The organism is Streptomyces sp. M41 (assembly GCF_043673425.1).
Taxonomy (GTDB): Bacteria; Actinomycetota; Actinomycetes; order Streptomycetales; family Streptomycetaceae; genus Streptomyces.
On sequence record NZ_JBIMKE010000017.1, the window covers coordinates 21,984 to 44,199 of the forward strand.

General features: G+C 71.7%; 19 protein-coding genes and 1 pseudogene. 6 read left to right on the forward strand and 14 right to left on the reverse strand.

The features are described 5' to 3' along the window. The first annotated feature begins 161 nt into the window (after positions 1–161). Both ACHBTE_RS21175 and ACHBTE_RS21180 read left to right on the forward strand, forming a co-directional pair. A complete protein-coding gene (locus tag ACHBTE_RS21175) occupies positions 162–854 on the forward strand; it encodes a DUF1707 domain-containing protein (RefSeq protein ID WP_394725561.1) in 693 nt (230 codons plus the stop codon). 175 nt (positions 855–1,029) lie between these two features. After that, positions 1,030–1,407: a WhiB family transcriptional regulator gene (locus tag ACHBTE_RS21180; RefSeq protein ID WP_394725562.1), complete on the forward strand. Its 378-nt coding sequence runs from the start codon at positions 1,030–1,032 to the stop codon at positions 1,405–1,407. Positions 1,408–1,483: 76 nt separating this feature from the next. On the opposite strand, the gene glpX is transcribed toward ACHBTE_RS21180, so the two are convergent. Then, complete coding sequence (glpX, locus tag ACHBTE_RS21185) at positions 1,484–2,521, reverse strand: class II fructose-bisphosphatase (RefSeq protein ID WP_394725563.1); 1,038 nt, start codon at positions 2,519–2,521, stop codon at positions 1,484–1,486. Positions 2,522–2,650: 129 nt separating this feature from the next. Between glpX and ACHBTE_RS21190 the strand changes: the two genes are divergently transcribed. Next, on the forward strand, positions 2,651–3,172 hold the full coding sequence (locus ACHBTE_RS21190) for a DUF4245 domain-containing protein (protein ID WP_394725564.1): 522 nt from the start codon (positions 2,651–2,653) through the stop codon (positions 3,170–3,172). Between the two features lie 168 nt (positions 3,173–3,340). Here ACHBTE_RS21190 and ACHBTE_RS21195 read toward each other — a convergent pair whose 3' ends face one another. The 3 genes from ACHBTE_RS21195 to xseA all read right to left on the reverse strand — a co-directional run bounded on the left by ACHBTE_RS21195 (position 3,341) and on the right by xseA (position 5,622). Next, complete coding sequence (locus ACHBTE_RS21195) at positions 3,341–3,931, reverse strand: malonic semialdehyde reductase (RefSeq protein WP_394725565.1); 591 nt, start codon at positions 3,929–3,931, stop codon at positions 3,341–3,343. A gap of 170 nt (positions 3,932–4,101) precedes the next feature. Then, positions 4,102–4,341: an exodeoxyribonuclease VII small subunit gene (locus tag ACHBTE_RS21200; protein ID WP_394725566.1), complete on the reverse strand. Its 240-nt coding sequence runs from the start codon at positions 4,339–4,341 to the stop codon at positions 4,102–4,104. Positions 4,342–4,350: 9 nt separating this feature from the next. Beyond that, positions 4,351–5,622, reverse strand: a complete 1,272-nt coding sequence (gene xseA / locus ACHBTE_RS21205; RefSeq protein WP_394725567.1) for an exodeoxyribonuclease VII large subunit — start codon at positions 5,620–5,622, stop codon at positions 4,351–4,353. A gap of 192 nt (positions 5,623–5,814) precedes the next feature. Between xseA and ACHBTE_RS21210 the strand changes: the two genes are divergently transcribed. Both ACHBTE_RS21210 and ppgK read left to right on the forward strand, forming a co-directional pair. Then, entirely contained in the window at positions 5,815–6,813 is a 999-nt protein-coding gene (locus tag ACHBTE_RS21210; RefSeq protein WP_394725568.1) for a 4-hydroxy-3-methylbut-2-enyl diphosphate reductase, read from the forward strand. A gap of 118 nt (positions 6,814–6,931) precedes the next feature. Next, complete coding sequence (gene ppgK, locus ACHBTE_RS21215; RefSeq protein WP_394725569.1) at positions 6,932–7,684, forward strand: polyphosphate--glucose phosphotransferase; 753 nt, start codon at positions 6,932–6,934, stop codon at positions 7,682–7,684. Between the two features lie 81 nt (positions 7,685–7,765). Here the strand turns inward: ppgK and ACHBTE_RS21220 are convergent, their stop codons facing one another. Next, positions 7,766–8,167, reverse strand: a complete 402-nt coding sequence (locus ACHBTE_RS21220) for a DUF6542 domain-containing protein (RefSeq protein WP_394725570.1) — start codon at positions 8,165–8,167, stop codon at positions 7,766–7,768. 674 nt (positions 8,168–8,841) lie between these two features. Between ACHBTE_RS21220 and ychF the strand changes: the two genes are divergently transcribed. Beyond that, entirely contained in the window at positions 8,842–9,930 is a 1,089-nt protein-coding gene (gene ychF / locus ACHBTE_RS21225; protein WP_394725571.1) for a redox-regulated ATPase YchF, read from the forward strand. 220 nt (positions 9,931–10,150) lie between these two features. On the opposite strand, the pseudogene ACHBTE_RS21230 reads toward ychF, so the two are convergent. From ACHBTE_RS21230 to ACHBTE_RS21270, 9 genes and pseudogenes are all read right to left on the reverse strand, one after another. Continuing rightward, positions 10,151–10,279 (reverse strand): annotated as a pseudogene (locus ACHBTE_RS21230) (prevent-host-death protein); the annotation flags it as partial. A 16-nt stretch (positions 10,280–10,295) separates the two neighbouring features. Beyond that, the gene (locus tag ACHBTE_RS21235) at positions 10,296–11,102 is read right to left on the reverse strand and encodes an SDR family NAD(P)-dependent oxidoreductase (RefSeq protein WP_394725572.1); all 807 of its coding nucleotides are present in this window, start codon (positions 11,100–11,102) and stop codon (positions 10,296–10,298) included. Positions 11,103–11,193: 91 nt separating this feature from the next. Then, positions 11,194–11,634 carry a CU044_2847 family protein gene (locus tag ACHBTE_RS21240; RefSeq protein WP_394725573.1) on the reverse strand — a complete coding sequence of 147 codons (441 nt, stop codon included), beginning with the start codon at positions 11,632–11,634 and terminating at the stop codon, positions 11,194–11,196. 30 nt (positions 11,635–11,664) lie between these two features. Further along, positions 11,665–12,891 carry an extracellular solute-binding protein gene (locus ACHBTE_RS21245; protein ID WP_394725574.1) on the reverse strand — a complete coding sequence of 409 codons (1,227 nt, stop codon included), beginning with the start codon at positions 12,889–12,891 and terminating at the stop codon, positions 11,665–11,667. Next, positions 12,888–13,772 (reverse strand): hypothetical protein, encoded by an 885-nt coding sequence (locus ACHBTE_RS21250; protein ID WP_394725575.1) that lies wholly within the window; start codon positions 13,770–13,772, stop codon positions 12,888–12,890. The genes ACHBTE_RS21245 and ACHBTE_RS21250 overlap by 4 nt, the downstream gene beginning before the upstream one ends. After that, on the reverse strand, positions 13,769–15,247 hold the full coding sequence (locus tag ACHBTE_RS21255) for a VWA domain-containing protein (protein ID WP_394725576.1): 1,479 nt from the start codon (positions 15,245–15,247) through the stop codon (positions 13,769–13,771). The genes ACHBTE_RS21250 and ACHBTE_RS21255 overlap by 4 nt, the downstream gene beginning before the upstream one ends. Before the next feature lie 108 nt (positions 15,248–15,355). Continuing rightward, positions 15,356–17,398: a tetratricopeptide repeat protein gene (locus tag ACHBTE_RS21260; protein ID WP_394725577.1), complete on the reverse strand. Its 2,043-nt coding sequence runs from the start codon at positions 17,396–17,398 to the stop codon at positions 15,356–15,358. A gap of 268 nt (positions 17,399–17,666) precedes the next feature. After that, positions 17,667–19,403, reverse strand: a complete 1,737-nt coding sequence (locus ACHBTE_RS21265) for a serine protease (protein ID WP_394725578.1) — start codon at positions 19,401–19,403, stop codon at positions 17,667–17,669. 89 nt (positions 19,404–19,492) lie between these two features. Then, the gene (locus ACHBTE_RS21270) at positions 19,493–22,171 is read right to left on the reverse strand and encodes a glycosyl hydrolase family 65 protein (protein WP_394725579.1); all 2,679 of its coding nucleotides are present in this window, start codon (positions 22,169–22,171) and stop codon (positions 19,493–19,495) included. Positions 22,172–22,216: the final 45 nt, after the last annotated feature.

A 22,216-nucleotide genomic window follows, 5' to 3' on the forward strand; every position in this document is an offset into this window, starting at 1 on the left:
ACAGCGGCTGGCCTCCATTGGCAGCGTCCACCAGCGTAGAACCTGCCACTGACGGCGAGCTTGTGAGGTAAGGCTCAGTTGGATTTCGGCGAGCGAATGCGAGAAGCAGGCAGGCAGAATGGGGGCTATCGCGATCTATCGTGTTTGGGTACGCTGCTGCCGTGGACCTTCAGAAGCAGACCGTGCCCACCGCCGCCACCGAGCTCCGTGCGTCCGACGCCGACCGCGACCGGATCGCCGACATCCTGCGCGACGCCCTGGCCGAGGGCCGCCTCACCGCCGACGAGCACGCCGAGCGGGTCGAGGGCGCGCTCGCCGCCAAGACGGTCGGTGAACTGGAGGTCTTCATACGGGACCTGCCCGCCGCCCACGCCCGCCGCACGCCCTACGTCCCCGCCGCGAGCCGCCCCGCCCCCGCCGCGGTGCCGCTCGACCCCGACGAGAACGTGGTCGCGGTCTTCAGCAGTGCGGTCCGCAAGGGCCGCTGGCGCGCGGGCCGCCGTATCCACGCGTACGCCGTCTTCGGCAGTGTCGAGATAGACCTCAGCGAGGCCCTCTTCGAGTACCAGCAGGTCGTGATCCGCGCGATCTCGGTCTTCGGCAGCGTCGAGGTCCGCGTCCCGGAGAACGTCTCGCTGCGTGGCGCGGGCGGCGGTGTGCTCGGCAGCTTCGAGGTGGACCACCTGGACGCCGAGGAGCCCGAGGCCCCGGTCGTCCATGTCGACGGCTGGGCCGTGCTCGGCAGCATCGAGGGCAGAGCGAAGCGGGGCAAGCTGGTGGCCGACATCCTCGACCGGGTCCAGCGTCATCTGGACCGGGGCGCCAAGGGTTTGCGCAAGCATCCGGATCGTTGACGACCGGAAAGCGGACCGTCTCCCACCGCACCTTTCGGCTGTTGCGGAGGGCCCACCGGGGCGCGCCGGCCCCCCGTGGTTCCAGCGGTTCACAACTCCCTGCATAGGCGCGCGCACAGCGGGTAGACCTTGCTGCATCGTCTCTCGCTCGCGAAGCCGTCGTCAGGAGTAGACCGTGCTGCAACCGCCGCATTCGTCCCTGCATGTAGCTGCCGTTCCGGCCCAGCGGGTGCCAGTGCGAGACAGGGACCAAGACGCCCCATGGCACACGGAAGCGGTGTGCCGACGCGATGAGGCCGGCCTGTTCTTCGCGCCGTCGAAAGAGCCCACCGCGGCCCGGCTCTCCCGCGAGGAGGCGGCCAAGCGAGTCTGCGCCCGCTGCCCGGTCATGGTCGAGTGCCGCGAACACGCGCTCCTCCAGCCCGAGCCCTACGGAGTCTGGGGCGGCCTGACCGCGGCAGAACGCCGTGTGGTCCTGGCAAGGCGCCGCCGCCGCGAAATGGAACTGAAGAAGGCGGCCAGGGCGGCGAACCGGATAGCCCAGGCGGGCTGAGAAGCAAAAAAAGGGCGCCCCCTCCGCACCGGGGGCGCCCCACGCCCTTGAGGGCGCTTCTTTCAGCCGCGCTGGGTCACTTCGCCCTGTCGAAGTCGATCGCGCTGTAGGCCCGCAGCTTGCTCAGCCGGTGCTCGGAGTCGATCCGCCGCACCGTCCCCGACTTCGACCGCATCACGATCGAGTCGGTCGTCGCGTTCTCCGAGCGGTACCGCACCCCGCGCAGCAGCTCGCCGTCGGTGATGCCGGTCGCGACGAAGAACACGTTGTCCCCGGCGACCAGGTCATCGGTGAGCAGCACGCGATCCAGGTCGTGCCCGGCGTCGAGGGCGCGCTGCCGCTCCTCGTCGTCCTTCGGCCACAGCTTGCCCTGGATGGTGCCGCCGAGGCACTTCACGGCACAGGCCGAGATGATGCCCTCCGGCGTACCGCCGATGCCGAGCAGCATGTCGACGCCGGTGCCCTCGCGCAGCGCGTAGATCGACCCCGCGACATCGCCGTCGGAGATCAGCTTGATGCGCGCGCCGGCGTCCCGGATCTCCTTGATGATGCCCTCGTGCCGGGGCCGGTCCAGGATGACCACGGTCACGTCCTCCGGCGTGGACCGCTTGGCCTTGGCGACCCGGCGGATGTTCACCGCCACGGGCGCGTCGATGTCGACGAAGTCGGCGGCCTCGGGGCCGGTGACGAGCTTGTCCATGTAGAAGACGGCCGACGGGTCGAACATGGACCCCCGGTCGGCCGCGGCCAGCACCGAGATCGCGTTGGGCATGCCCTTCGCGGTCAGCGTGGTTCCGTCGATCGGGTCGACGGCGATGTCGCACTCCGGCCCGGTCCCGTCGCCGACCCGCTCTCCGTTGAAGAGCATCGGTGCTTCGTCCTTCTCGCCCTCACCGATGACGACGACGCCGTTCATCGACACGGTGTGGACGAGGGTCCGCATGGCGCGGACCGCTGCGCCGTCGGCGCCGTTCTTGTCGCCGCGCCCGACCCAGCGGCCCGCGGCCATCGCCGCGGCTTCGGTCACACGGACCAGTTCCAGGGCGAGGTTACGGTCGGGGGCTTCGCTGGGAACCTCGAGTTCGGACGGGAGATGATGATGATTCTCGGTCATCGGAGCGCACCTTTCTGATACGACGACGGCCGGATGAGGGTGACGAGCCCTGACTCTATCCTCGGGCGGACAGAATGAGCAGGGGGCCCCACGGATGAGCAAGCCGGGGCACCTGCGACGATAGGGGGCGTGGCAGGTTCGAACGGCAAGCAGAAGTCGGTCCGCAACATGGTCCTCTCCCTCGGGGTGACCGTGCTCGCGGCAGGGTTCATCTATCTCTTCATCCCCCATGAAGAGGGCGATCCCGACCTCCCGCGGGTCGACTATCGCGTGGAGCTGCTGACGGCTCGCCGCGCGGCGTCCTACCCGGTGCTCGCGCCCGAGGGGCTGCCCGAGTCCTGGAAGGCGACGTCCGTGCGCTTCAAGGGCGACGACTTCGACGCCTGGCATCTCGGCTTCCACACATCCGGCGGGCAGTACGTGCAGGTCCAGCAGTCGGCCGACAAGCCTGTGACGTTCATCGAGGAAGCCACTCAGGGCGGCCGGGAGACCAAGGTCACCGAGAAGATCGGCGACCGGACATGGACGCGGTACACGGGGGGCCGGTACGACGCGCTGGTGCACCAGGAGAAGGGCGCGACGACGGTGGTCGCGGGCACGGGCTCGTTCGGACAGCTGACCCAGATGGCGAAGGCCCTGAAGTCCGAGTGACCTCAGCCGTATGACGCAGGCCCCTGGACTGCTTCCAGTGACCGCTGACGCATGACGAAGGCCCCCGGATTGCTTCCGGGGGCCTTCGTGGTGCTCGGCGGGCCTGGTTCAGGCCGTGGTGACGAGGTTCAGACCATGGTGACGAGGTTCAGACCGTGGTGACGAGGATCAGACCGTGGTGACGACCTGGTCGAAGGCCAGGCGCGGGGAGCGCGGGTACCAGGCGTCGGGGCCCGGCTTGCCGATGTTGACGACCATCAGCGGGGTGTGGTCGTCGTCGAGGAACTCCTTGCGGACGCCCTCGAAGTCGAAGCCGGTCATCGGGCCGGCGGCCAGACCGGCGGCGCGGACACCGACGATGAAGTAGGCGGCCTGGAGGGCGGCGTTCATCCCAGCTGCGCCCTCGCGGGCCGCGCGCTCGCTGAAGAAGACGTCCTTGGCCTGCGGGAACGCCGGGAAGAGGACCGGCAGCTCCTCGTGGAACTCGTTGTCCGCGGACAGGATCGCGACCAGCGGGGCGGTGGCCGTCTTGGCCTGGTTGCCCTCGGCCATGTGCTGGACCAGGCGCTCACGGGCCTCGGCGGAGCGGACCAGGGTGATGCGCAGCGGGGTCTGGTTGAAGGCGGTCGGGCCGTACTTGACCAGGTCGTAGATCGCCTGGACCTGCTCCTCGGTCACCGGCTCGTCAGTGAAGGTGTTCGCGGTGCGGGCCTCGCGGAACAGCAGGTCCTGGGCGGCGGGGTCAAGGACGAGAGACATTCGTGAACCTTCTCGAAGTAGTGAGTCGTGCGCTAAGCGGACCGGGGACCGGTTACATGGACGACCGTACGCGAGACAAGTTCAAGGTTCAACAAAATCAAGGGTGTCGTGATCCACTTCACAACATCCCTGCCCTTTCCCGCGTCTGTCCTGGGCCCCCGAGGCGTGCGTCAGGAGTCGCCCGCCACCTCTTCCCGCTCGGCCTCGGCCTCCTCGGCCAGCGCGGCATCCAGCCGGGCCCGCGCGCCGTCCAGCCAGCGCCGGCACACCTTGGCCAGCTCCTCGCCCCGCTCCCACAGCGCGAGGGACTCCTCCAGCGTCGTACCGCCCGCCTCCAGCCGCCGTACGACCTCGATCAGCTCGTCCCGGGCCTGCTCGTACCCGAGGGCCTCTTCCACCTTGCTGGTCATGCGCCCACCCTATGCATCGCTCGCTGCGTCGCTTCGTCCATCGCCCTGTGAAACCTGGGTCCGGGCTTCGGCCCCGGCCTCGACTCGTACGGAGAACTCGCCGTCCGCGACCCGCGCCCGCAGTGCCTCGTCCGCCGTCACCTCGTCCGGGTCGCGGACCACATGCCCGTCGGCCTTCTGAAGCACCGCATAGCCGCGCTTCAAGGTCGCCGCGGGGGAGAGGGCCACCACGCGTGCGTGCGTGTGTGTCAGCTCCGACTCGGCGCGGTCGAGGTGATGGCCGAGACAGCGCCGGCCGCGGTCCAGGAGCGAGGCCACATGGTCGGCCCGCTCGTCGATCATGCGGTGCGGATCCTCTATCGAGGGCCGTGCGAGGGCATGGGCGAGACCGCGCTCCTCCCGGTCGACGAACGCCTCGACGCACCGCCGCGCCCGGTCGCGCAGCATCCGCACCCGTTCGTACTCCTCGCCGACATCCGGTACGACCTTCTTGGCGGCGTCCGTCGGGGTCGACGCGCGCAGGTCGGCGACATGGTCCAGGAGCGGATTGTCGGGCTCGTGGCCGATCGCGGAGACGACGGGCGTACGGCAGGAGGCGACGGCCCGCACCAGCTGCTCGTCGGAGAAGGGCAGCAGATCCTCCACGCTGCCCCCGCCGCGGGCGACGATGATCACGTCCACGTCGTCGATCTCGTCCAGCTCCTTCACCGCCTGCACGACCTGCGGTACGGCGTGCACGCCCTGCACGGGGACATTGCGCACCTCGAAGCGGACGGCGGGCCAGCGGTGCCTGGCGTTCTCCAGCACATCGCGCTCGGCGGCGGAGGCACGGCCGCACACCAGGCCGATGAGCTGGGGCAGGAAGGGCAGCGGCTTCTTGCGCTCCGGCGCGAAGAGCCCCTCGGCGGCGAGGGCCTTCTTCAGCATCTCCAGCCGGGCGAGCAGCTCACCGACGCCCACGGGCCGTATCTCGGCGGCGCGCAGGGACAGCTGGCCGCGCGGGGCGTACCACTCGGGCTTGGCGAGCACGACGACCCGGGCGCCCTCGCTCACCACGTTGGCGACGGTGTCGAACACCTGGCGATACGCCGTGACGCTCACGGAGATGTCGTACGACGGATCGCGCAGGGTCAGGAACACGACGCCGGCACCGGGCCGCCGCGACAGCTGGGTGATCTGCCCCTCGACCCACACGGCCCCGAGCCGGTCGATCCACCCCCCGATGAGCCGCGACACCTCACCGACGGGGATGGGGGATTCGGGGGTCGTGTTCACAGCCATGCGCCGAGCGTAACGGCCGCCACCGACAAAGCCGCCCAGCCACCGGTCCGCGGCCCACAGGGGCGCGCGGCCGAGCTGCTCGAGTCACCGCGCACCCCTCACCGCGCCCCCCACCGCCCACCGTCACACTCCCCACCAACCCGTCACCAGGGCGATCTTCAAGGCGGCGAACGCACCCTTACGATGGGACGCATGACTGCTTCGCCTGGCCGCCGTGTCCTGCTCGCCGCCCCCCGTGGCTACTGCGCGGGTGTCGACCGCGCCGTGATCGCCGTCGAGAAAGCCCTGGAGCAGTACGGCGCTCCGGTGTACGTCCGGCACGAGATCGTCCACAACAAGTACGTCGTGCAGACCCTGGAGAAGAAGGGCGCCATCTTCGTCGAGCGCACGGAGGAGGTGCCGCCGGGCAACATCGTCATGTTCTCGGCGCACGGCGTCGCCCCCGTCGTCCACGAGGAGGCCGCGCGCGGCAAGCTCGCCACCATCGACGCGACCTGCCCGCTCGTCACCAAGGTCCACAAGGAAGCCGTCCGCTTCGCGAACGAGGACTACGACATCCTCCTCATCGGGCACGAGGGCCACGAAGAGGTCATCGGCACGTCCGGCGAGGCCCCCGAGCACATCCAGCTCGTCGACGGCCCGGGTGATGTCGCCAAGGTCGAGGTCCGCGACGAGTCGAAGGTCGTCTGGCTCTCCCAGACCACGCTGTCGGTCGACGAGACCATGGAGACCGTCGACGCCTTGAAGGAGAAGTTCCCGCAGCTCATCTCCCCGCCCAGCGACGACATCTGCTACGCCACGCAGAACCGTCAGCTCGCGGTGAAGCAGATGGGCGGCGAGGCCGAGCTGGTCATCGTGGTCGGCTCCCGCAACTCCTCCAACTCCAAGCGGCTCGTCGAGGTCGCCAAGCTGGCCGGTTCGCGCGAGGCCTACCTCGTGGACTTCGCGAGCGAGATCGACGAGGCCTGGCTGGAGGGCGTGACGACGGTCGGCGTCACCTCCGGTGCGTCCGTGCCCGAGGTCCTCGTCGAGGAGGTCCTGGAGTGGCTCGCCCAGCGCGGCTACGGCGATGTCGAGCTGGTGCGGGCGGCCGAGGAGTCCATCACGTTCTCCCTGCCCAAGGAGCTGCGCCGTGACCTGCGCGAGGAGGCGGCGGCCCTGATCGCCGAGCGCAAGGGGTCCGCCGGCTGAGGCGACCGGGACGCCCGGCACGAAGGGGCACGACCGTGGCGAGTCGGACGGCGGCTCAGGGACATGAGCGCCGACCGGCGCCGTCGTGACTGTCAGTCCTCCGTCGTAACGTAGGGCCATGCAGATCTTCGGTGTGGACATCGGCGGATCCGGGATCAAGGGTGCCCCGGTGGACCTGGACAGAGGCGACCTCGCCCAGGAGCGCTTCAAGGTGCTCACCCCGCACCCGGCCACGCCCGACAAAGTGGCCGACGGCGTGCGGCAGGTCGTCGAGAACTACGGCTGGACGGGTCCCGTCGGGCTCACCTTCCCCGGCGTCGTCACCGACGGCTCCACGATCCGTACGGCCGCCAACGTCGACAAGAGCTGGATCGACACCGACGCGCGCGCCCTGTTCCGCGACCGCCTCGGGGGCCTCCCGGTGACCGTGGTCAACGACGCGGACGCGGCCGGTGTCGCCGAGATGCACTTCGGCGCGGGCCGTGACCGGCGCGGCCCCGTGATCCTGCTCACCTTCGGCACCGGCATCGGCAGCGCGCTGTTCATCGACGGCACCCTCGTCCCCAACACCGAGCTGGGCCACCTGGAGCTGCACGGCCACGACGCCGAGAAGCGCGCCTCGAGCAAGGCCAAGGAGGACGAGGACCTCACCTGGGAGCACTGGGCGCGCCGCGTCCAGAAGTACCTCGCCCATGTCGAGATGCTCTTCTCCCCGGAGCTGTTCATCATCGGCGGCGGGGTGAGCCGCAAGTCCCACAAGTTCCTGCCCCACATCCAGGGCATCAAGGCGGAGATCGTCCCGGCCGAGTTGCAGAACAACGCGGGGATCGTGGGGGCGGCGATGCGGGCGGGGGAGAGGGCTCAGGCGTAGGCCGACGCCGGCGAGCGCAGGGACGGCACCACGGCACGGTGTGTCCTCGCCGTCCGCCCGCTCGCGGATGCCGTCGCCACGTCACATGGGCCGGCGGCGGACGGCTGCCCTGCGGGCGATCAGGCGGGCTTTGCGTACGAGCACCACGAGGCCGGTGATCAGCGTTCCCCCGTACAGCCAGCCGGCCTGTGTGGCGAGGGCCGTCACCAGACCCATCAGATGGTCGCCGAGGCCCCCGCCCGTGTCGGCGGGCGGGATCAGCCCCACGGCGAACGCGATCGGCACGACCACGGGTGCGCTCATCAGGTCCCCCCTGCGCACCCAGACCGCGGTCAGCGCACACACCGGAAGGAACAGCACGCTGTAGAGGGTGAGCGACGCCCCGAACAGCAGCGCGTCGACATAGCCGAGCAGCAGCATCACGGCCCCGCAGAACAGCCCGCTGCCCAGCCCGGTCAGCCGGGGGTTGGGAAACCGGCGCACGGCCTGCGGCGCGGGTGGCGGCCCGGGGTGCCGTACCGCCGCTGCCGCGGGAGCGTTACCGGGTCGGCGCTGGGAGACGGGCCGGCGGGACGGAGCGGGCCGGGCCGGACGGGCAGCCCGGAAGCCGCGGGACGACCAGGGAGACCGGGGCCCCTGACCGGAACCGGCCCGCCCGGAAGACTGACCCTGCCCGGAAGACTGAGCCCGCCCCGTCGACTCGGCCCGCCCCGTCGACTCGGCCCGCCCCGTCGACTCGGCCTGCCCGGCGGAGCGGCCCGAGCCGCCGCCCTGCCCGCGCGAGAGCCCCCCGCCACCCCTCCCCGACGCGTCCCCGCCCCGACCGACTCCGCCTTCGCCCCTGCCCGGCGTGTCCCCACCCCGCGCAGCCTGCGGTGGCAACGGCGGTGGCGTCCCGCGTCGCGACTCGTACCCGGCAGATCGCGCCCTGTGATGCTCCACTGGACCAACTTAGGTCGGCTTATGTGCTCAATCGCCCCACAGACACGCCCGGGGGCGGACCTTGGCCACGTGTTCGACAGCGCACGGGGGCCCGGCCCGGCACGCCGTAGACTGGTGGATCGGCCCGTGCATCTGCGTCATCTGCATCGAAGATCGAAGAAGGACCGGGCCCCAGCCCAGCCCCTGAAGTCCTCTCACGTACGGGAAGTCGCAACGTGTCGCTCACGATCGGAATCGTCGGTCTGCCCAATGTCGGCAAGTCGACCCTGTTCAACGCCCTGACCAAGAACGACGTGCTGGCGGCCAACTACCCGTTCGCCACGATCGAGCCGAACGTGGGCGTCGTGGGCGTCCCCGACCCGCGCCTGACCAAGTTGGCCGAGATCTTCTCCTCGCAGCGCGTCCTGCCCGCGACCGTCGACTTCGTCGACATCGCCGGCATCGTGCGCGGCGCCTCCGAGGGCGAGGGCCTGGGCAACAAGTTCCTCGCGAACATCCGCGAGTCCGACGCGATCTGCCAGGTCATCCGCGCTTTCAAGGACGAGAACGTCGTCCACGTCGACGGCAAGGTCTCGCCCAAGGACGACATCGAGACGATCAACACCGAGCTGATCCTCGCCGACCTCCAGACGATCGAGAAGGTCCTGCCCCGGCTCCAGAAGGAGTCGCGGATCAAGAAGGACATCGCGCCCAAGGTCAAGGCCGTCGAGGAGGCCAAGGAGATCCTGGAGAAGGGCGACACCCTCTTCGCCCACGGCATCGTCCAGGGCACCGAGCGCAACGAGCTCCTGCACGACCTGCACCTCCTCACCACGAAGCCGTTCCTCTACGTCTTCAACGTCGACGAGGACGAGCTGACCGACGAAGCCTTCAAGAACGAGCAGCGCGCCCTGGTCGCCCCCGCAGAGGCGATCTTCCTGAACGCCAAGCTGGAGGCGGACCTCGCCGAGCTCGACGAGGACGAGGCCCTCGAACTCCTACAGTCCGTCGGCCAGGAGGAGCCCGGCCTCGCCACCCTCGCCCACGTCGGCTTCAACACCCTGGGCCTGCAGACCTACCTCACGGCCGGCCCCAAGGAATCCCGAGCCTGGACCATCAAGAAGGGCGCCACCGCCCCCGAGGCCGCCGGAGTCATCCACACCGACTTCCAGAAGGGCTTCATCAAGGCCGAGGTCATCTCCTTCGCCGACCTGGTGGAGACGGGGTCGGTGGCGGAGGCCCGCGCCAAGGGGAAGGCGCGGATGGAGGGCAAGGACTACGTCATGCAGGACGGGGACGTGGTGGAGTTCCGCTTCAACGTGTGATCGATCTGCTACTGCATGCTAGATGATCGTCAAGCATGCAGGTCAGAAGGGGTCGGCTCCTGATGGGGCCGACCCCTTCGTCGTCACCGTGCTGGATGGTGTTGAAGGCGAGGGGATCGCTCTCCAGCTCGGTCAGCTTGGCCAGGATGCGCAGTGCCATGTCGCGCGGAATCTTCCGAAGCTCGGTCTGGGCCGCGGGCGGAAGACGGCGCGGCACGCACTCACTGCGCGCCAGCGTCTCCCTCATGATGTCCTCGATCGGGACGCCGGGGGCCGGATCGGCCATGCGCTCGTCGATGATCCGGTTGATCTCGCGCTCTTCCCATTCCTGGTACTTGCGCAGCACCTCGGAGTCGGCTCCCTCGTCATCGAGGCTCGATGTGGAAGTCGAAGGCGAGCGTTCCCGGGTCCAGGGCCGTCGCTCCGCCGTCGACGGGGAGTACCGCGCCGTTGACGAAGGACGCCGCCGGGGACAGCAACCAGCTGATGGCCCGGGCGACTTCCCGGGGCTCGCCCGGGCGGCCCATGGGCAGGAGTCTGGTCGCCTCCTCGTAGGCGGAGTCCACGCTGCCGTCCTTCAGGGCCGCTTCCTGGGCGAAGCGTGCCATGCGGCGGTCGGCCATCTCGGTCCGCACCCAGCTGGGGCACACGACGTTGGCGCGCACGCCCTCGCGTCCGTGGTCGACGGCCACGGAGCGGCACAGCTGGAGCAGGGCGGCCTTGGACGCGGCGTACGGCGCGTTCGCCCGGCCGTTGCGCAGGGCGGAGACCGAGGCGACGGCCACCACGGCTCCCCGTGACCGGAGCAGATGCGGGATCGCCGCGCGCAGGAGCAGCAGCGGGCCGGTGACGTTGGTGCGGATGACGTCGTCCCAGTCGGTCAGCGACAGGTCCCCGACCGTGCCACCGCGTCCTATGCCCGCGTTGAGCACGAGGCCGTCGATGCGGCCGTGGGCGGCGAGGGCGGTGCGGACGAGGCCCTCGGCGGAGGCCGGGTCGCCGACGTCGGACGGATGTGCCAGTGCGCCGGTCTCCCGCTCCAGGCGCCGCAGGGGTTCGGTCCGACGCCCCGAGGCGATCACCTGGTGCCCCTCCTCGCGCAGGAGCTCGGCGGTGGCCGCGCCGATGCCCGACCCGGCACCGGTCACGATGACAACTCGCTCGTCCGTCACGGCTGTTGAGCCTCCTCTTCGCGATCACGGGTGTCTTGATCGTAGAGGGGGCGGGGTGGGAGTGCTGCGGTTTGTTCGTCCGGGGGCGTGCTCAGGACGGTGGCGGGGACGGTGGGGCCGTGGGGCGTGGATCCGTGGGGTGTGGGGCCGTGGGCTGTGGGGCCGTGGGCTGTGGATCAGTGGGCGGGAGAGCCGCGGGCTGCGGATCAGTGGGCGGTGGGTTCGTGGCGCTCCAGCTGAGGGTGACGTCCAGGTGGGCGCTGGCGTTGGCGCTGGCCAGGACCGCGCCGAGTTTGCCGTCCAGGACCACGCCGAAGGTGACCTGTACCTCGTCGGGGCGCTGGGCGACGTTGCGGAACTGGCCGATCACCTCGGAGGCGGCCGTGGTGATCGGCGTCAGCGCTTCCCGCAGGCTTCTGCCCGCGCTCTCCAGCCGCGTGCCCAGGCCGACCGCCCCGGTGCCGGCGCGGGCCGGCGGGGCGACGAGGACGACGGTGCCGTCGGAGAGGGTGAACTGGACTGCGTCGGGCACGGAGGCTCCCGGGAGGTGAGAGGGGGCGGGTCAGGGGCGGTTCGGGGGGCCGCAGAGCGGGGCGGAGGGAGGGGAGTCGTCGTTTCCCAGCCTCTCCTGGACTCTGTCCAGGGACTCCAGAAGCGGGCGCAGCTCCCCGCCCTTCACGTACTCCAGGACGGCCCGGTAGAACGCGGCGGACACATCGGGGTCCATGGCGTCGGCGGCGCTGAAGCACAGGGGGTGGCCCGAGCGGAGGAGTTGGGCCGTGCGGGCCTCGGCGGAGTCGGGATCGGGGTAGATCACCTTCTTGTGCGGCGAGAGCGCGAAGCCGGGCTGGTCCACCCAGATCTGCTGGGCCTTCGCGGTGGCCAGGTACTTGATCAGGGTGGTCGCGTGCTCGCTGGTGGTGAACTGTCCGACGAAGTCCGCTGAGACCTCCAGGGGTTGGCCTTCCCGAGGCCGCGCGTACGTGTACTTCTCCTCCTTGCCCGGAGCGAAGTCCATCGCGGACAGTGCGCCGTGGCTCAGTGAACAGGTGCTGTCGGCCATGCCCTTGGACGCCTTGCTGAACTTGAGGGTCGACGCCTGGGAGCGGTCGCTCTCCTCGATGACGTCGTGCCACATGGACCAGGCCCGTGCGACCGGATCCGAAGACCACTCTCTGGCGCCCGAGGCCCAGTCCTTGTACGTGGTGATCCCCTCTTCGGCGAGCAGGATGTCGGCGATCCAGTCCGCGCCCGGCCAGCCGGAGGTCGGCCCGGACGCCAGGCCGAGACACCAGGGCTCAGGGTCGGCGACCAGGGCGGGCCAGGTGCTGGGCGGGGCCGGCACGACCACCTTCGGGTCGTACCAGACCAGGCTCTTGACGTCGGCCTTCACGGGGACCGCATAGACGTCTCCGCGGTGCATGGCCAGGTCGCGAAAAGGCCGTATGAACGCGGCGGTGCCGACCTCGAGGTCCTCGAGGACCTTGTCGTTGCGGAACTTGGTGATCGCTCCCACGCTCGCCAGCACGGCCAGGTCGGGCGCCGCTTTCGCGGCCACCGCGGCGTCGAGCTGAGGTGTGAGGTCGCGGGTCACCTGCGGTACGACGTCGATGGCCGGGTAGCGGTCCTCGAAGTCGTTGATGACCGCGTAGAAGGCCTGGAACTCGGTCTCGGTCCAGGGGACCATGATCGTCACCTGGTCCTTCGCGGCTTTACCGCAGCCGACCGCTGCCAGCAGCAGACCGAGAACCAGAGCGCAGCGCACCAGCGGTGCCGTCAGTCTTGTCATGGGCGAGGGAACCTGTACTCGGCGATACGGGGTCTGAAGGCCAGGTAGGTGAGCGCCCCGGCGGCGACGAGCAGCGGCAGCATGATCGCCATGACCCATTCGTCGGCGTCGCCGCTGCGGCACAGCAAGCAGGTGGTGACGGCGACGGACGCGGTCAGCAGCCAAGCCAGACCGAGCGCGGGGCTCGGGTACTGCCGGAAGTGGCGGGCGACAACCCGGCAGGTGGCGCAGACCAGCAGCAGCATGACCGCCACCGGGACGATGAGCAGCGGCCAGAGCAGGGCGGGGTTCAGCCAGTGGGCCCCGCGCTGCTGTGCGACGGCAGCCCCCTGGATCGTCTCCAGGTCCTGGAGCGACTGGATGAGACCGCCCGTGAACGGGACCTCGGCCGTCCCGTCCTGCTCCTTCTCGGCGGCCACCACCGCATGCTTCGCCGACATGCACGACGGACCTTCGCTCACCATCCGGTTGGCCAGCTGTACACATGTGTTCAACTGGCCCTCGACGAACTGGAACTGACGCAGCCCCTGTTCGGCATCCGCGTTGCCCTCGGCCGCGGAGGTGAGCAGGGTGCCGACCTGGGCGATACGGTTTGCGAAGTCCGCGCCGGGGCCGATCAGGTTCTCCGCCCTGGTGCCGATGGCGTCGGCGAGCGCCTTGTTCGCCTCGCCGGCGGACGCCCGCGCGGCCTCCAGCTGACGGACGGCGATGTCGGTCCGCCTGGCGGCATCGGCCTGGTCGCCCGTGCGGTTGGCGACCACGACGTACAGCAGCGCGGTCAGGGCCACGATCGCCAGCAGCCCCGCTCTCAACCACCGCAGCACCACGATGGGGTGGGTGGCGCGCAGTCCGGTCCAGAAGGCCCGTGTCCCCACCTTCATGAGGCGTCCACCGGCGCATCATCCGGCGCGCCGTCTCCCAGCCGATGCCCGCACTCCTCGCAGTACTTGGCTGACGGCGACGCCGACACGGTCGCGCAGTGCGGGCAGGTGCGTGGTGGCGACCAGATCTCGGTCGGCGGGGCGGCCGGGGCGGCCGGGGCGGCTGGTGGCACCGCGTCCATGGGCTCCATCGGCCCCGACGGTCCCGTCGGTCCTCCCCACACAGGAGCCACCGTCTTCGTCGAGTCGACACCTATCCTCTGGAGCTCCGCTCGGGAGACGTCGCGTCGCATCCGCAGTCGTCCGTCGGGCCCGGTCGTCGCCACCGCGCGCAACAGGCGCAGCCGGAGAGCGTCCTGAAGATCCTCCGCGAGGCCGGTCGCGAGGCGCAGTTCGTGGTCGGCCCGGTCCAGGTCGCCGCGTAACCGGGCGTCGGCGCAGGCGCGCATGGCCATCCCGAGTTCGCGTTCGTTCTCCACCCGGGTGAGGTCGGCCGAGCGGGGGATGCCGAAGCCGGGTGTCGAGCGGCGCCGTACGACCATGGCCGCCGTGTCCGAGCACGGGCCGCGGCTGCCGTCGGGGCGTTCGGCGTGCAGGGTGATGCGGGCGGCACGCAAGTCCTCGTCGACGGTCAGGGACCGTGGGTCGAAGCGCAGGGAGACCTGGTACTGGCGGGACTCGGGGGGCCAGGCGCCCAGGGGAACATGAGTCTCGTCGCCGTGGGATTGCCGGGCCGTCAGTTCGGCATCGACGGGGCGGGTCTGGCGTACGAAGGCGAGCTCGAAGCGGTCGTTGAGACGCAGCCCCAGATAGACGCGCGGAACGACGATGCGCTGCGCCTGCCGCATCAGCCGGGTGAAGTCCTCGGTGAGGTCGGAGATGGTGACCACGGCCTCGGCGGTGCCGTGCAGCGCCTCGGTGATGCGCAGCAGTTCGGCGTAGTGCCAGTCGTCGCCCAGGCCGCGGGCGTCACAGACGAACTGGTCCGTGCAGGCCGTGAGGGCCTCGCCGAGCCGGTCGTAGGTCTCGTGCTCGTCCTTGCCGTCCGTGTAGAGCACGGCGTGACGCACGGTGCCGGGGGAGTCCAGAGCCGCGAACAGCCGGCGCGCGCAGATCAGCCACTCGCCGATCGCCGTGCCGCCCTCGGCGAGCTGGCCGACGACCCGCAGCTTGGCGTCCTGTCGCGTCGCGGCGTCGACCCTGGCCAGACCGCCGGAGGCCGGGAAGATCACCTCCGCCTCGTGGTGACCGGCGACGATGGCCAGGAGGGTGCCGTCCCGCAGGGTGTCGATGGCCGCGCACATCGCGCGTTTCGCCTCGTCCAGCTTGCGCCCGTACATGGACAACGACCGGTCCATGATGAGGATCTCGGCGCCCGGCGGGTCCGGCGCCGCGTCCGCGGCGGAGTGTGCCGTGACGGTGACGAGGGCGTCGGCACGCTGTTCGTCGTGGGCCAGATCCGAGGGTGCGTCCACTTCCAGGGCAAAGCTGAGCCCCAAGGGCGACCTGTCCCCCACCGGCACCACCCGATCGTGTCGCTACAGGTTCCTCACGGAGCGTCGATGCGTCCGCTACTTGGCGTATCAGGAGCTTAGCGTCCGGGGTGTTCCGCCGAAACGGGAATGACCCGTTCTGGTACGCCGCCACACCCCTGCCCACCGAAGCGGGGGACGCAGCCGGTTCGCCAGGTCCACCAGTGCGACGTAGTCACGCTCGGTGGGTGCATGCGGACCGAGTTCCCGTACGGCATCGGAGAGTTGCTCGCGGTCGCGGTGGTGCAGGAACTGCGCGTACCGGATCTCGGCGCGCAGTCCCGCCCTCGCCGCCCGGTCCACCTCGAGCCCGGCCAGACCCGCCTCGGCCCGTTCCAGATCGTCCGCGGTGGGCGCCGGCTGGGCGGATTCGTCGAGAACCATGACACTCAGCCGGACGGCCGCCACACGCGCCTCCCGTTCGTAGCGGAACTCCTGAGCCAGGCGTACGGCCGTGCCCACCGCCGCGGTGCGCTCGCCGGCCAGCAGATGGACACGGGCCAGCCCGAAGCCGGCCGTGCCGAGCGCGGGGGTCGTGTCGAAGACGGCGCCGAAGTGCGAGCGGGCGGTGTCGAGGTCACCGCTGAGCTCGGCGCACAGACCGAGGGCCAGGTGCGGTATCAACTCGCCGGGCACGGCCCTGCGCACCTGGAGGAAAGCCGAGTTGGCCCGCCGCGCGTCCGCACGGGCCAGCGCGATCAGGCCGGAGTACCAGGCGTGCAGCCAGTGCCAGTCGGGCAGACCCGCCGCCGCCAGCGCCCGCTCGGCGAGCTCGGGGTCCCTGCGGCGCAGGGCGAGCCGGCTCTCGGCCAGGGCGCGTCCTGTCTCCCCGGCGAGGTTCGGGGCATCGGGGTCGGACAGCGGCGCCGGCAGCGCGGCGGCGATGTCGCCGGCCCCGGGGGAGGAGAACGGCGGGCTCATCGTCAGCGTCGCGTCCTCGGCGGGGCGTGCCTCGACCCAGTGGGCGAGCGGCCGGGCCGCACCCAGGCCGCCGTGCAGCGACTCCGGCATCGAGCCGAACAGGGCGGAGGGCCGGGCCACCTGACGGCTGATCGGCGGTGCCGCGACGACCTGCCGTATGACGCCGCTGAGCTGTTCCGCGAACTGGCGGGCCGACACGAAGCGCCGCCACGGCTGGATGGTGTCCGTGGCGCGGTCCAGCAGCAGATGCAGCGAGTCGACACCCGGCGCCGAACGGTCGGTCCAGCGCGAACGGCACACCTCGCGCAGGGTCATGCCCAGGGAGTAGAGGTCGAAGCCCGGCGTGGGCCGGCGATGTTCCGGATCGCCTTCGGGGGGCGCGAACGCGGGGGTGTGCGCCACGATCGGTCCGGTGTCCTTCTGGCTGCGCACCGCGCCGAAGTCGATCAGCCGGACCCGGTCCAGCGTGCCGGCCGGGCTCTGCTCCCGGTAGCGGATGATGTTCAGGGGTTTCACATCGCAGTGCAGCAGGCCCCGTTCGTGCAGATAGTCGAGGGCCTGGAGGATGCGGATGCCGTGCGCGAGGAGCGCTTCGAGCCGGTCGCCGTCGCCCGCGGTGAGGGGGACGCCGGGCACGTACTCCAGGACCAGATGGGGCCCTTGGTGTTCATAGCCGAGGATGCGGACGATGCTGTCGTGCCGCAGTCCCACCAGCACGTCCCGCTCGTGCAGCGCGGTCCTGGCGACCGACCTGTTCAGGGCCTTGAGTACGACATGGGTGGCGAGGTTGCGGTCGTGCGCGAGGTAGGCCGCGCCGTACGCCCCCTGGCCGAGGACGCGTTCGACGTCGTAGCGCTCGGCGATGGTGAGGCCGCTGGGCCGGCCGAAGTCGAAGCCGGTGCCACAGGCGGGGCAGAAGCCCTTGATCCGGCCCGGTTCGCCGGCCGCGCCACGGCCGACCGGCCGGCCGCAGGCGGGGTCGGCGCAGACGCGGTGCTCCTCGGGGACCGGTTCCGCCGGTCTGGCCGTCGGCTCCGGGACCTCGGGCCCCTGATCGGAGTCGACCAGCCCGAGCCCGTACCAGGGATCCGGCCGCACATGCGCCACGCCGACGCCCGCCCCCCGCACCGGCTCGGGAACCCGGATCACCGCGTCCGCGCGATCCCGCGGCAAGGGCCTTCGGTCGCAGGCGTCACAGAACCCCTGGGCGTCGATCTCACCACGCCCGCAGTCGGGCCGATTACAGCTCCGCATGGTGTTCAGCCTCTCCGCACTTCGGGGGGACGGGACTTCGGGGACTTCGGGGACTTCGGGGACTTCGAGGACTTCGAGGACATCGGGGGTCGGGGGTGTGGGCGATCGGGAGTCGGGGGTGTGGGCGAGGGCGAGGGCGGGGTGTTCCGCGGCTCCCGAGCGGGGTGGTCGCGGTCCGCCCACGGAGTCAGCGCTCCTCGATGCGCCGGTTGACCTCGGCGGTGTACCGGGCGACCGAGTCGCGGGCCGTCGTGAGGTCGATCGGCACGATCCGCAGGGCGCGGGCGGCGGGGGCGTGCAGTTCGGCGAGGCGCCGGTCCTCGTCACCGAAGTACCGGGCGGCCCGTACCCGGTGCAGCTCCAGGATCGAGGCGAGGTCCTCGTGGGCGGCGGCCATCCGGCGCAGGTCGCGGTCGAAGCGGGCCACGGCGGCGCGGGCCGCGACGGCCTGGTCGTGCACGGCGGTGAGTTCGGGGCTCGGCGCCGCGGCCCGGGCGACGGCCAGCCGGACCCGCAGCCGGGGCGCGGCGCGCGGTGGCAGCCGGGGCGCGGCGAAGAACCGTACGCCCCACTCCTGTTCCAGCGTCATCGCCGCGTCCTCCTCGGCCGCGAGCAGGCCGACGACTTCCTGGACCCGAGCGGCGCTCACGCCCCCTGCGGCGGGCCCGCGGATCGGTTCCGGGTCGAGGGACACATCAGGGGCGAGGCCGTCCGGCGGCGTGCCCTCGAAGCCGAGGACGAGCCGCAGCCCCCGCGACCGGGCCCGGCCCGCCAGCGGCCGGAGCAGCTCCTCCACCAGGGCCACCGGATCCCGCGCCCGGTCGACCCCGCCCACCACCAGACAGGCGGGCGGCCTGCGGCGCAGCAGTTGCCTCGCGACCGCCCCGGCATCCCCGCCCGGCAGCCCGAACCGGCGCGCGAGATAGCCGCACACGTCGGCCACCGACCGGCCGCGCGCGTCGTAGGCCGCGTCGATGGAGCCGAGCCCGAGCACCGTGTCACCGGGCGCACCGGTCAGCTCCGCGTCGGAGACGGTGGCCCGGGCCGCGGGGTCGGCCGTACGCACCAGGCGCACCAGCCACGAGTCGCCCACCGCGGTCGTGCCGCCGGTGCCGACGACGACGGTGCCGGGCCGGCCGCTGTCGAGCAGCCGGGTCAGCTCCTGCGTCAGGGCGAGCCGCAGCGGATCGCGCAGCACGTCGTCCGCCAACTCGCCCCGGGTGCGCCCCAGTTCGTCGGTGGGGTCGCCGTCGGTGAAGCCCAGCTCCCCGATCCGGGGCAGATACGTCAGCACCGTCTCGGTCGGCAGCATCCAGGCCGCCTTCGCCTCGCCGTCGACGTAGTCGGCGACCACGATGCCGATGACGCGTCCGTCGAACTCGCCGCCCAGCGCCATCACCCCGGCGCCCGAGTACCCCGGCTTGATCCATGGATCGCCCTCGCGCACCCGCTTCAGCAGCCCCCACTCGCCCTGCCGGCCACCGGACCCCGCCAGCCGGGCGTCCGAGCCCATGCCGGCCGGGTCCGCCTCGGGAAAGCCGTACACCCGCACCGTGCCGCCGGAGATGGGCACCTTCCACAGCGTGGTCCGGGTGCCGCACCGGGCCGGTTCGTCGAGTTCGAGCAGTGCCACGTCACCGCGCTGGGTGCCGTTCTCATGCACCCATGTCCCCGGTGCCACCCGCGCGACACGGCTCCACTCCGGACGGCACGCCACGCTGCTGACGCGCACATGACCCGAGCCACGCCCATTCCCGCCCCCGGCACCGCCCCCGTCCGTGGGCCCTCCGCCCGCGTACCGGACGACATGCGCGCACGTGAGCACATGGCGGTCGTCGAGGAGTACCCCGGCGCCACAGGGCGTGCCGTCCTCGTCGTCCACCCTCACCCGCCACGGATTGTCACTGTGGTGATGCAGCGCCATATGCCCACGGTATGGCAACGAGCGCCACGTGCACCCGAGTTGTCAAGCCAGGGTGACCCGCACGCCGCCCATGCCGCGCGCTCCCGCGCTCATGTGCGAACGTCGAGTCCGGCCAGTTCGGCCTCCCCGCGCACGCGCACCCGCACGAACCGCGCCCCGTCGCCGTCCGCCCGCCGCCAGGTGCGCCCGTCCACGGACACCTCGACGGCGTACGACTCCGGCCGCTTCACCCACGTGGGCCGTACCGTCCCGACGGACACCGCACGGCCCAGGTCGACCGTGAGGGAGGCGCGCTCGGCGGACGGGGACCAGACGGTGGCCGCGCTGCCGTCCACGGCCGCCTCCGCATACGACCCCGGCTCGGCGGAGGTCGCCGTCACCGGCCGGCAACGGGCCAGGTCGGGGGTGGGGACGAGGTCGGGACGCCGGGTCTTCAGGGTGACCGTGCCGGCCAGCGTGTAGCGGCCCTCGGGGGTGTCCAGGGGGATCGGGGCACCCGAGCGGAGCCGGACCGTGGTGATCTCGGGCCCGATCGCGATGTCGTACGTCCGACCGCGCCACCGCAGCCCCGACACCCGCACTCCGTCGTCCAGTTGGGGCGGCAGGGTCGGGTCGAGGCGCAGGGCGTCGGGGCGCAGCCGCAGGCCGGTCAGGCCGTGCGTGAAGACCTGGAGGAAGCCGCCCTTGCCGGTGAGGAAGTCCTGCGCCGGGGCGCCCGCCAGCGGGTCGGCGGCCCCCGGCTTCTCACCACGCGACTCCGAGAACAACGCGAACGGGCCCCGCGCGAACGGCTGATGGGCCCGCCGCAGGAAGGTGTACGCCGCGCAGCCCGGCTCACCGGTCGCGGCGGCGGCGATCGCGTGCACGGAGTCGGTCATGGCCGGGCCGTCCGGGTCGGTGCGCGCGGTGTAGTGCTCGAGCGTGGCGGCAGCCGCGCCGGGCGGCATCGGCCACTCCAGCGGATACACCAGCAGCACGGTGTCGGCCTGCTTGATCGGGGCGCCGTCGTACCCGTCGTACTGGAGGAAGACCTTGCGCTCGGCGTCGTACGGGATGCGCAGGCGCCCGGCGATGCGCCGCCAGTCGGCCGGTGCGGGCCTGCCCAGTTCGCGGGCGGCGTCGGCCGCGGCGCGCAGGGCGGTGGCGGCGACGGCGTTGGTGTAGGCGCCGTCGGTGACGCCGTTGCTGTACTCGTCGGGACCGGCCACCTCCCTGATGGAGTACGAGCCGTCCGGGTTCCGCGTCACCCGCGAGGCCCAGTAGCGCGCGATCCCGTCCAGCAGCGGCCGGCCCCGTTCGCGCAGCCAGGCCCGGTCGCCGGTGGACAGGTAGTACTGCCAGGCGGCCAGCGCGATGTCGCCCTGGAGGTGGTTCTGGGTGACGCAGTGCGGGGGCCGCCAGCTCTGGCACTCCTTCCACAGCCGGCCGCGGCTCGCGCTCGTCCACGGGAAGAACAGGCCGTCCACGGATGTCCGCGCGGCGTTGTCGGCGGCAGCCGCGCGGGTGCGGTGGCGGTACTCCAGGACCGGGCGGGCGAGTTCGGGCCGGGTGGCCAGCAGCGGCGGGAACATCCATGTCTCCGCGTCCCAGAAGACCATGCCCGCGTAGTCGTCGCTGGTCAGCCCGGTCGGCGCGATGCTGTCGAGGGCACCCGCGCGCAGCGACGACAGCAGGCCGTACTGCGCCGAACGCACCCACAGTTGCAGGTCGGTGTGGCCCGGCACCTCGATGTCGGCCCGCCACAGGGCACGCCAGGCGGCCCGGTGCGCGGCGAACAGCGCCGCCCAGCCCCGCCCGGCGGCCCGGTGCGCGGCCGTGCGGGCGGTGCGGCCGGGATCGCGGGAGGTGAGGGCGGTGTCGACACCGACGTACTTCGTCGCGGTGTACGTGCGTCCGGCGCGCACCGGGACGGTCACCGCCTGCCGCGCGCTCAACGTCTTCGCCGTACGGCTCTGCCGGTGCCGTCGCCCGGGCGGCGCGTCCAGCGTGGACGTGACCGCTGCGTCGACCCGGGTGCCGTCGGTGCGGAATCCCACGGCGATCGTGCGCGCGTCGACCGGCCCCGCTCCGGTCGGGGTGACGCGACGGGCACCGCGGCCGTCGAGGCGGTCGGTGAGGGTGAGTTCGCCGTCCCAGTGCGGGGTGACACGCAGGCGGACGGCGCCGGTGTGCGGGTCGTCGCGGGAGGCCAGGACGTCGTATACGAGGTCCGTGCGGCGGCCGTCGGGGGCGGTCCAGGTGAGGGTGGTGCGCACGAGGCCGCAGCGCAGGGAGAGGGCCTGACGGTAGCCGGTGACACGGCTCGCGGCGCCATAGGTCTCGCCACCGGCCGTGACGTCGAGGCCGGTCCAGCCGGGCAGCGCGGCCCGGGCCTCGCGACCCGCGGTGTGCTCGGGGCCCCGGCCGTAGAGGCCGGAGACGAACGTGCCGTCGTAGCGCGGGGTGTACAGCGGCCAGCCGGTCTTCTCGCCGGGGGCCGCGTAGCCGGCGCCGGCGGGCGGGACACGGGTGGCGAGGTAGCCGTTGCCGACGTAGGGGTGGTGGGCGTCCTTCGGATCGATGCGGGTGGCGGCCGGGGTCCAGCCGGGGGCCGAGCAGTCGGAGTGGGCGCCCGTGTCCGTGTCCACGCTCGGGGAGTGGGGGGTGGAGCGAGGGGTGGCGTGGGCGCTCTGCGCAGGGAGGAGGGGGAGGGGGAGGAGGAGGGCGGCGGCCAGCAGCGGGGCGATGAGGTGGGGGGCGGTGAGGTGGGGGAGGTGGGGCTTCGTCACGGGTCGACGATGGGGGAGGGAGGGACGGCGGGGGGCCCAGGGCGC